Here is a 1,454-nt window from a genome sequence, read left to right on the forward strand (position 1 = left end):
CTGACTTAGATGCACTTGTCGAGGCTGAAGATGAGGCACTCGTTGACGCTGACTTAGAGGCACTTGTCGACGCTGACTTAGACGCACTTGTTGACGCTGACTTAGATGCACTTGTCGATGCCGAAGCTGAAGCACTTGTTGAGGCTGACTTAGATGCACTTGTCGAGGCTGAAGCTGATGCACTCGTTGAAGCTGACTTAGATGCGCTGGTCGATGCTGAGGCTGAGGCACTCGTTGACGCTGACTTAGATGCGCTAGTCGACGCTGAAGCTGAGGCACTTGTTGAGGCTGACACCGAAGCGCTTTGACTAGCACTTACTGAGAGTGACTTGGATTGTGAAAGCGACTGACTGGTTGTACTAGATTCAGATTCAACTACTTTTACTCCACTATTGAAAAAGTTCGTTCCAGATACATTAGTTCTACCAGCGTAAGGGGTAAAGGTAAAAGATGTATCCGTTCCAGTAATCGGTACAGTCCAAGTTGATGTTAAACCATACCCCTGCTTAGCCTGATACCCATTCATTTGGTACCCATCTGACCATGTATAATTCCCAGTTCCAATAGTAAAGGTAGGGGTAGTATTTGACTGAGGATTAGCAACTTGCTTACCGCTAGAATCCGTAATGTAGTTTGTTACACTTGAAGGTGTTCCTAATCCCTTCCCTAGCGTAAACATAGTTTGATAAGCTTTTCCTGTATTATAGATAGAATATCCATAAGACAAGGATGAAGGCTTTTCTACAGTCGACGTTTTAGGATTATCATAAGTAATTGTATAAACAAAGGTCAGTTTTGATCCATTATTTGATACTGTCAATTTATAGTAAATTGGGATATTATTTGAATCTTTACCGGCACCTGTATAAACTTTTGTCTGACCTTTAGCAATGTTTAAACTGGCACTAATTGCAGGAGCACCATTTACAGTCGTATTGCCAGAAAAACCAGCAGCATTCATAGAAGCTATTAACTGATCAATGGAATCTCCTAAACGCTTGCGTTGCTCAGGATAGGATTGGAGACTGGCATTTGTACTAAGCAAATCAGTACTTGCAGTGATCTCCTTCTGAACATTAGCAATAGCTTGTTCAATAACTGCTTTTTGATCAGCATTAGTAACTGACGCTGCATAATCACTTGCTAGTTTTTTTAGAATTTCTGCTTCAGACAGATTTTGGTCTAAAATTTCTTTTTCAGAATCAAGTTTAGACTGATTTTGGGGATCTATTGATCTAGTATCATCGCTTTGAGAATTAGCTTGACCATTAAGGTTATTCAGCTGATCTGAATTCGCGTTCAAAACAACATTAGCGATAGCATTGCGAGCCGAAGTTGCCTTTTGCACGACTGCTGTCAAATCAGCTGTCGGATCTGCAAGTGCTTTTTCAATCTCTACTACAGCAGCATTCACCTTAGTGATAGCTGAATCGGTATTTGGCAAACCAGCAGCT

1 pseudogene is annotated in these 1,454 nt (G+C 41.5%); it reads right to left on the bottom strand.

The features are described 5' to 3' along the window. Nucleotides 1-1,036, bottom strand: a pseudogene (locus tag HMPREF2728_RS10755) (accessory Sec-dependent LPXTG-anchored adhesin); the annotation flags it as partial. Nucleotides 1,037-1,454: the final 418 nt, after the last annotated feature.

The sequence above is a fragment of the Streptococcus sp. HMSC061D10 genome (assembly GCF_001808865.1).
In the GTDB taxonomy this organism is placed as follows: Bacteria; Bacillota; Bacilli; order Lactobacillales; family Streptococcaceae; genus Streptococcus.